This window comes from Roseateles sp. P5_B10 (genome assembly GCF_056400485.1).
Genome location: NZ_JBFULE010000183.1, coordinates 1 through 8,210, shown reverse-complemented (window position 1 = coordinate 8,210; position 8,210 = coordinate 1). Strand labels below are relative to the sequence as shown.

The 8,210-nt window shown below is 66.8% G+C and carries 6 protein-coding genes; 4 read left to right on the top strand and 2 right to left on the bottom strand.

The window, feature by feature from the left end; all coding sequences use genetic code 11:
• The coding region (locus AC1DU6_RS13465) for a glutamate-1-semialdehyde 2,1-aminomutase (protein ID WP_477857709.1) at nt 1-1,044 on the top strand (1,044 nt) is incomplete at its 5' end.
• A gap of 29 nt (nt 1,045-1,073) precedes the next feature.
• Nucleotides 1,074-2,435 (top strand): UDP-N-acetylmuramate:L-alanyl-gamma-D-glutamyl-meso-diaminopimelate ligase, encoded by a 1,362-nt coding sequence (mpl, locus tag AC1DU6_RS13460; protein ID WP_477857707.1) that lies wholly within the window; start codon nt 1,074-1,076, stop codon nt 2,433-2,435.
• 153 nt (nt 2,436-2,588) lie between these two features.
• On the opposite strand, the gene AC1DU6_RS13455 is transcribed toward mpl, so the two are convergent.
• Complete coding sequence (locus tag AC1DU6_RS13455) at nt 2,589-2,999, bottom strand: PaaI family thioesterase (protein ID WP_477857705.1); 411 nt, start codon at nt 2,997-2,999, stop codon at nt 2,589-2,591.
• A gap of 83 nt (nt 3,000-3,082) precedes the next feature.
• The gene (locus AC1DU6_RS13450) at nt 3,083-5,770 is read right to left on the bottom strand and encodes a zinc-dependent metalloprotease (protein WP_477857703.1); all 2,688 of its coding nucleotides are present in this window, start codon (nt 5,768-5,770) and stop codon (nt 3,083-3,085) included.
• A 124-nt stretch (nt 5,771-5,894) separates the two neighbouring features.
• Here AC1DU6_RS13450 and AC1DU6_RS13445 point away from each other — a divergent pair, with 124 nt between their 5' ends.
• Both AC1DU6_RS13445 and AC1DU6_RS13440 read left to right on the top strand, forming a co-directional pair.
• The gene (locus tag AC1DU6_RS13445) at nt 5,895-6,485 is read left to right on the top strand and encodes a YqiA/YcfP family alpha/beta fold hydrolase (protein ID WP_457325309.1); all 591 of its coding nucleotides are present in this window, start codon (nt 5,895-5,897) and stop codon (nt 6,483-6,485) included.
• Between the two features lie 18 nt (nt 6,486-6,503).
• Nucleotides 6,504-8,210, top strand: a 1,707-nt coding sequence (locus AC1DU6_RS13440; protein ID WP_477857701.1) for a ribonuclease catalytic domain-containing protein, incomplete at its 3' end; no start/stop codon positions are given.

The window sequence follows — 8,210 nt, the reverse complement described above, 5'->3', positions numbered from 1 at the left end:
GGCTTCTCCTTCGGCGCGCCGACGGAGCGGGAGATCGAGCTGGCCGAGGAGATCTTGAAGCTCGTGCCCAGCATGGACCAGGTGCGCCTGGTCAGCTCGGGCACCGAGGCGACCATGAGCGCCATCCGCCTGGCGCGCGGCGCCACCGGCCGCGCCAAGTTCATCAAGTTCGAAGGCTGCTACCACGGCCACACCGACGCGTTGCTCGTGAAAGCCGGTTCCGGCCTGGCCACCTTCGGCCACCCGACCAGTGCCGGCGTCACGCCGGGAGCCGCGGCCGACACCGTCGTCCTGGAATACAACAACGTCGAGCAGCTCGAAGCCGCCTTCGCCCAGTACGGCAGCGAACTGGCCTGCGTCATCGTCGAGCCCATCGCCGGCAACATGAATTTCGTGCGCTCGTCGGTGGCCTTCATGAGCGCCATGCGCCGCCTGTGCACCCAGCATGGCGCCCTGCTGGTGCTGGACGAGGTGATGACGGGCTTTCGCGTCGGCCTTGGCAGCGCCCAGGCTCACTACGCCCGGCTCATCCCGGGTTTTGCGCCCGACATCTCGGTCTTCGGCAAAGTCATCGGCGGCGGCATGCCGCTGGCGGCCTTTGGCGCCCGGCGCGCGGTCATGCAGCATCTGGCGCCRCTGGGTGGCGTCTACCAGGCCGGCACGCTGTCCGGCAACCCGGTGGCCACGGCCTGCGGGCTGGCAACGCTGCGCGAGATCCAGAAGCCCGGCTTCTTCAAGGCCCTGTCGGCCAAGACCCGCCAGCTCGTCGATGGCCTCAAGGCCGTCGCCGCCGAGAACGGCGTGCCCTTCAGCGCCGACTGTGAAGGCGGCATGTTCGGCTTCTTCCTGATGCCCGATCTGCCGCAGAACTACACCACCGTCATGACGACGGACAAGGAGCGCTTCAACCGCTTCTTCCATGCGATGCTGGATGCCGGCATCTATCTTGCTCCGGCCTTGTATGAGGCGGGCTTCGTGTCGGCGGCCCACAGCCAGGCCGATATCGACGCCACCCTCGCGGCCGCACGCACCGCATTGCGCTGATCTCTTGACGTCCTTCGGGGCGCGTTGACATGCATCTCCACATCCTCGGCATCTGCGGCACCTTCATGGGTGGCCTCGCGGCACTCGCACGCGAAGCCGGCCACAAGGTCACCGGCTGCGATGCCAACGTTTATCCGCCAATGAGCACCCAGCTCGAGGCGTTAGGCATCGAGCTCATCACCGGCTTCGGCGCCGAGCAGCTGGAACTCAAGCCCGATGTCTTCGTCATCGGCAATGTCATCACGCGCGGCGAGCGTTTCCCGCTGATGGAAGCCATCCTTGACACCGGCCTGCCCTACACATCGGGCCCGCAATGGCTGGCCGAGCATGTGCTGCAGGGGCGCCACGTGCTGGCCGTGGCCGGCACGCATGGCAAGACGTCGACGACGTCGATGCTGGCCTGGATCCTGGCGCATGCCGGCCTCAAGCCCGGCTTCCTGGTGGGTGGTGTGCCGCAGAATTTCGGCGTGTCGGCTCGCCTCGGTGAGGGCAAGACCTTCGTCATCGAAGCGGACGAGTACGACACCGCCTTCTTCGACAAGCGCAGCAAATTCGTGCACTACCGGCCGCGCACGGCTGTGCTGAACAACCTCGAGCACGACCACGCCGACATCTTCCCGGACCTGGCCGCCATCGAGACCCAGTTCCACCACCTCGTGCGCACCGTGCCGGCCAGCGGCCGACTGGTCGTCAACGCCCGCGAGGAGGCGCTGCAACGCGTCATCGCACGCGGCTGCTGGAGCGAGGTGCTGCGCTTCGGCGCCAAGAAGGAAGAGGCCGGCATGCTGCGCGCGCGCGGCGAGCCGCAGGCTTTCGACGTGCTGCGCGGCAGCCTCAAGGTCGCGCGTGTCGAGTGGAGCCTGTTCGGCGAGCACAACCAGTTGAATGCGCTGGCTGCCATCGCCGCCGCGGAGCATGTCAGCGTGTCGCCCGAGCAATCGGCGGCGGCCCTGGCCGAGTTCCAGAACGTCAAGCGCCGCATGGAACTGCGCGGCGAGGTGCGCGGCATCAAGGTGTACGACGACTTCGCACATCACCCGACGGCGATGCGCACCACCGTCAACGGCCTGCGCCGCCGCATTGCGCCCGTCGACCGCATCCTCGCGATATTCGAGCCGCGCTCCAACACGATGAAGCTGGGCACGATGAAGGCTCAGTTGCCCTGGGCGCTGGAGGAAGTGGACCTCGCGTTTTGCAATCAGCAGGGTTTGAGCTGGGATGCCAAGGAGGCGCTGGCGCCGATGGGTGCGTCAGCGGTTGTGGGTGCGGATGTGGATGCGTTGGTGGCGGCTGTCGTCAAGGCCGCCAAGCCTGGGGACCATTTGCTGTGTATGAGCAATGGTGGGTTTGGCGGGATCCACGAGAAGCTGTTGGACGCTCTGTCCAAATAGCGTCTGCTCGATGCATTGCCGGKGGGCCGTCCCGGCGGCCGGGTAACTTTCTTCTGCGGGGCGTCAGAAGAAAGTTACCCGCCCTCGCGGGGCGGATTCCCGCGGCACTGCACGCGAGTCATGAGGACGCCGGCAAGAGCAAACCACACCAACTCACTTCCCGTACAACACCATCTGCGTACACCTGAACAAAGCCATCGTCTTCCCGGTGTCCTTGTTCGTCACCACCGCATCCCAGATCTGCGTCGTCTTGCCTAGGTGCACCGGCCGGGCCACGCAGGCGATAGTCCCTTCGCGCGCCGTGCCCAGGTGGTTGGACTTCAGCTCGATGGTCGTGAAGCCCACCGCGCCCGGCGGMAGGTTGGCGATGCAGCCATAGCCGGCACAGCTGTCCGCCAGCGTCACGATGCTGCCGGCGTGCAGATAGCCGTTGGGTGCCATCAGCTCCTCGCGCACCACCAGCTCAGCCTTGATCTCGCCGGGGTCGGCCTGGGTGAAGACGATGCCCAGATGGCCAGGCAGGTTCCTGGCACCGAATTGATTCAGTTTGTCGKGTGTGGACATGGCGGATCCCTCGAAGTGGCGGCCATGCTAAGACAAGAAAAAAGGCCGGCATGAAGCCGGCCTTTGATTGAGCACGAAGCCGATCAGCTGCGCACCAGCGAGGCCTTCAGCATCGAGTTCAGCATGTCCAGCGTCTCCGCCAAATGCGCACGCGTCTCGACCGACAGACCCGGCTTGGCCGAGGCCACACGCAGCTCGTTGGCGAGCTGCGTCGCGTGCCAGCGTGCCATCGAGAAAGCGTCGGCGTACACCGTCGCCCCATTGGTCGCACGGTTCAGCTGGCCTTGCAGGCGGCGCAGGTACTCGCGTTGCAGGCTGCGGCGCATGCGGTCGATTTCGGCACCGGTCTTCAGCTCGCTGAAGATCGCACCCTGCAGCGTGCCATAGACCTCGCTCAGCGACACCGCGCCCTTGCGCTGGGCCTCGGGCAGGTAGGCGCCCTGCTCGATGAGACGGCGCGCCGTGTTGGGTGACATCAGGCGGTCCAGCACCCGGCCCTGCAGCGCACTGACGCTGTCCGGGATGGAGATGGGCAGGCCGCGGTCCCACTCGTTGTAGTCCAGCGTCTGGGTCACGAGGAACTCGGGCTTGAACTTGAAGGAGTCGCTGGACAGCAGGCCTGCCGCAATGAAGCGCAGGGCCTCGCGCTGCTGGGCGTTGTCCACCGGCTTGAAGGCCGGGCCGGCGGTCACGCCCGGCACGACACGCTCGGCCTGCATGCCGCCCACGTATTTGCTGACGTTGTTGGCCGTCATGCCCAATTGGCGGAAGCTCTCAAAGATGGAGCGGCGGTTGCGCAGCGGGTCGTCGCCGACGACGGCCGGGCGCGACTGCACGCGCTCCCACAGCTCCTGGCTGAGTTTGAGGCGCTTCTTGGCATAGGCCAGCGGGTCGTCGCCCAGGTCGCGCTGGTTGGTGCGCGGGTCGAAGCCATCGTAGGGGCCGCCGACGCCCTGGTCGAAGTCGTYGCCATAGGCCAGCTTGGGCTCGGTCGAGCGCGCAGCGATCTTGGCCAGCTCGGCGGCCTCCTGCTCTGCAACGATGGGCTTGTAGGCGTACTCGATGGCCCAGTAGTCGTAGGCGCCCAGCGTGGTGTTCGTCAGGCTGGCCTTGGCCTCGCCCTTGAGCGGCAGGTTGTAGGCGTTGTAGTCCATCACCGAGTTGGAGATGCCATTGGCCTCGGTGAAAGCCTTGTCCTTGAGCTGGGCCTGGGTGACCGTCGTGGAGGACTTGAAGTTGTGCTTGAGGCCGAGCGTGTGGCCGACCTCATGCATCACCACGTCCTTGATGACGGCCTGGGCCAGGGCCTCGGCCTCGGGGCCGTTCATGTCCATGCCCTCTGCCCCGCCCCGCAGGGACAGCAAATCCAGCGCAAAGCCGAACTCGTTGGCCTGGTCGGCCATGTAATTGCATTGCTGCTCGGAAAGCCGCAGGCTGCGCTCACCCATCCAGCTGCTGGCGGCATGGTCGTGTCCATGGAAGCCGAGCACGTCGTCCGAAGCCAGGCGGCGCGAGCCGCGGCCGAAGACGTCGCTCATGCCGATGTCGGCGTCCAGGATTTCACCGGTGCGCGGGTCCTTGTTGCTAGGGCCGATGGCAAAGCCGACGTCGGCGCCGGTGAACCAGCGGACGGACGCGTGCGTCGAGTCCATGTTGTCCCAGTCAGCGTCGTCGGGCTGCTGCCTGGCCTGCACGGCGTCCTTGAAGCCGATCTTCTCGAAGGCCTTGTTCCACTCCTCGATGCCGGCCTTGACCGCCGCGCGGTATTTGGTCGGGATGTTCTTGTCCATCCAGTAGACGATGGGCTGCACGGGCTCCGACAGCGCTGCGCTCGGGTCCTTCTTCTCCAGGCGCCAGCGGGCGATCATGTGCACGCGCGGGTTGGCTTTCAGGTCGTCGCCGAAGTCGCTGTAGCTCTCCATGAAATGACCCAGGCGCGGGTCGGCATGGCGCACGGCGGCCGGCTGCTCCGGCAAGGCACGGAAGCTGTAGACGAAGCTGAAGAACATCGAACGCGGATCCGGCGTCGCCTGAGGCGGCGTGGGCACCGGCACGGGCACGGGAACCAGCGGCGGCGCGGGAATGCGCGGCGTGGCGAAGTGCACGCGTGAAGTCAGCGTGGAAACCTGGGCATCGGCGCGGGTGGCTTCGATGAATGAGTTGCCTCGGTCGGGCGCGAACGGCAGGCGGTAGGCAAATTCCAGGCGCGTGGAGTAGCCCGGAATGTCGCTCAGCAGCAGGTTGCTGGCGTCGATCAGCACCGACTTGCGGTCCGGGTGGTCGGCGCTGGCGACCGGCACGCCGCCGATCAGGCTGGGCGAGAAAGCCTGCTCGATGGCCAGCTTGCTGGACGGGTTGTCCGTGCGGAACTTGGTGTTCAGCGCAATCAGCTGCACATGGTTGCCAATGCGACGCCATTCGGCCAGCTCGTCGCCCAGCATCTGGCTGGCGTACAGGCCGCGCTCGCCGACGGCGTTGGCGACGTTGACACTGAACAGGAAGGGCTTGTTGAAGGCTTCCTTGGGGATCTCGATCCAGACCTTCTCGTCCTTGCGCCAGATCGGGAACAGGCCGGGCTGCTCCTTGGCGCCCTTGATGATCTCGGCAAAGGGCTTGGGCGCCGTCGGGTCGGCCGGCGGGCGGGCGGGAGCGGGTGCCGAAGCGGCGGCGCCAGGGGCCGAAGCGGCGCCATTGGGCGCGGGCGGGGTCTGGGCTTGGGCAACCGCGGCCAGCGCGAGCAGGGCGGCGGCGGCCAGGGCGGTGCGGGGCATCGGGATCATGGGGTGACGGTCCGGGATTGCGGAAAGGCAGGCACTGTGGCTGGGAGCGACACTCGCGTCAATCGGAGCCCTCCCCCGTCGCGGAGCGGCAGAAATTCACGCAAAAACTTCCGTCATGTCGTTGACTCATCTGCTCTATTTGCACGGCTTTCGCTCGTCGCCGGCCTCGGCCAAAGCGCTGCGAATGGCCGCCTGGGCGGCCACACAGCCGGGCCTGACCTTCGCCTGCCCGCAGCTGCCGCCCTCCCCGCTTGACGCCATGGCCCTTGTCGCCGGAATCGTGGCGGCCTGGCCATCCGAGGGTGCCGCCGTCATCGGCAGCTCGCTGGGCGGTTTCTACGCCACCTCGCTGGCCGAGCAGCGCGCTCACCGCGGCTGGCGCGTCGCCGTGCTGAACCCCGCGGTGGACCCGGCGCGCGATCTGTCCCGCCACATCGGCACGCTGACGGCCTGGCACGACCCGCAGCTGAAGTTCGAGTTCACGGCCCAGCATGTGGCCGAACTCGCCGCGCTGACGCCGCCGGCACGGCTGACGACGCCGCTGCGCTACTACACGCTGATCGCCAAGGGCGACGAGCTGCTGGATTGGCACGAGATGCTGGCCCGTTATGCCGGCTGCGACGGCGAGGTGCTGGAGGGCAGCGACCACGGGTTGTCCGACTTCGAAGACCACCTGCCCGGCTTGCTGAAACACCTTCAAGGCTGAGGCGACAATCGCCCTCCTATGTTTGCGCTGTTTGATGACGCCGGGAAATTTCTCGCCGGCCGGGTGATGTCGGAGGCCGATGCCTCGCTGCAGGTCGAGCTGGACTCGGGCAAGCGGGTCAAGGTCAAGTCCGCCAACGTGCTGTTGAAATTCGAGCAGCCGGCGCCAGCCGTGTTGCTGGCGGAGGCCCGCAAGCTGGCCGACGACATCGACCTCGACCTGGCCTGGGAATTCGCCCCCGAGGGGGAATTCGGCTTCGCCGACCTGGCGCGCGACTATTTCGACGCCAAGGCAGGCACCCTGCAGCAAGCGGCCGCGCTGTTTCGTCTCTACGAAGCACCGCACTATTTCCGCCGCGCCGGCAAGGGCCAGTTCAAGAAGGCGCCCGAGGAGATCGTCAAGGCCGCGCTGCTGGGCATCGAGCGCAAACGCCAGCAACAACTGCAGATCGAGTCCTGGGCCGACGAGCTGGCGGCAGGCACCTGCCCCGCGCCCATCCAGGACCAGATCTACAAGATCCTCTTCAAGCCCGACAAGAACGGCCCGGAATACAAGGCTGTCGTCGAGGCCAGCAAGAAGTCGCACAAGGCCCCGCTGGACCTGTTGCAGGGCGCCGGCGCCATCACCAGCGCCTACCAGTTCCACTGGAAGCGCTTYCTGTTYGAGAACTTCCCCAAGGGCRCSGGCTTYCCSGCGCTGMMGGCGCCKGAGRTCAAGGACGAGCTGSCGCTGTCGCCGGCGTGCGCCTTCTCCATCGACGACTCGCAGACCACCGAGATCGATGACGCGCTGTCGGTGCAGGGCCTGGGCACGGGCACCGTCACCTTCGGCGTTCACATCGCTGCACCGGGCCTGGCCATCACGCCAGACTCTGCCGTCGACAAGGTCGCCCGCGAGCGCCTGTCCACCGTCTACATGCCGGGCTGGAAGCTGACCATGCTGCCCGACGACGTCGTGCAGGCCTACACGCTGATCGAGGGCCGCGACTGCCCGGCAGTCTCCATCTACTTCACGATGGATGAGGCCACCTTCGAGATCAAGGCACGCGAGACCAGGCTGGAGCGCGTGCACATCGCCGCCAACCTGCGCCACGACAAGCTCGACGGCATCGTCACCGACGCCACGCTGTCGGGCGAGGCGCCGGCCGACTACGCCTTCGCACGCGAACTCGCCTTCACCTGGCGCCTGGCCAAGCACTTGAAGGCCCAGCGCGAGGTCGTGCGCGGCAAACCCGAGAACTTCAACCGGCCGGACTACAACTTCCGCCTTGCCGGCGAACGCTCGGAGGCGCCGAACGGCACGGAGTCCGTCGAGATCAGCATGCGCGCCCGCGGCAGCTCGCTGGACCTGATCGTGGCCGAGGCCATGATCCTGGCCAACTCCGCCTGGGGTGGCTGGCTGGCCGAGCTGGGCCTGCCCGGCATCTACCGCAGCCAGGCCAGCCTCGCGCCGGGCATCAAGGTGCGCATGGGCGTCAAGGCCCTGCCCCATGCCGGCATGGGCGTGGCGCAGTACACCTGGGCCACGTCGCCGCTGCGCCGCTATGTCGACCTGGTCAACCAGTGGCAGATCATTGCCTGCGCCCGCCACGGCAAGATGGCAGCACTGGCCGCGCCCTTCAAGCCCAAGGACGCGCAGCTGTTCTCCATCATCTCGGGCTTCGAGTCCGCCTACATGGCCTACAACGGCTTCCAGAACGGCATCGAGCGCTTCTGGACGCTGCGC

Coding starts and splice junctions, on each gene's coding strand:
- mpl (WP_477857707.1), top strand. CDS start 1,074: ATGCATCTCCACATCCTCGGCATCTGCGGCACCTTCATGGGTGGCCTC.
- AC1DU6_RS13445 (WP_457325309.1), top strand. CDS start 5,895: ATGTCGTTGACTCATCTGCTCTATTTGCACGGCTTTCGCTCGTCGCCG.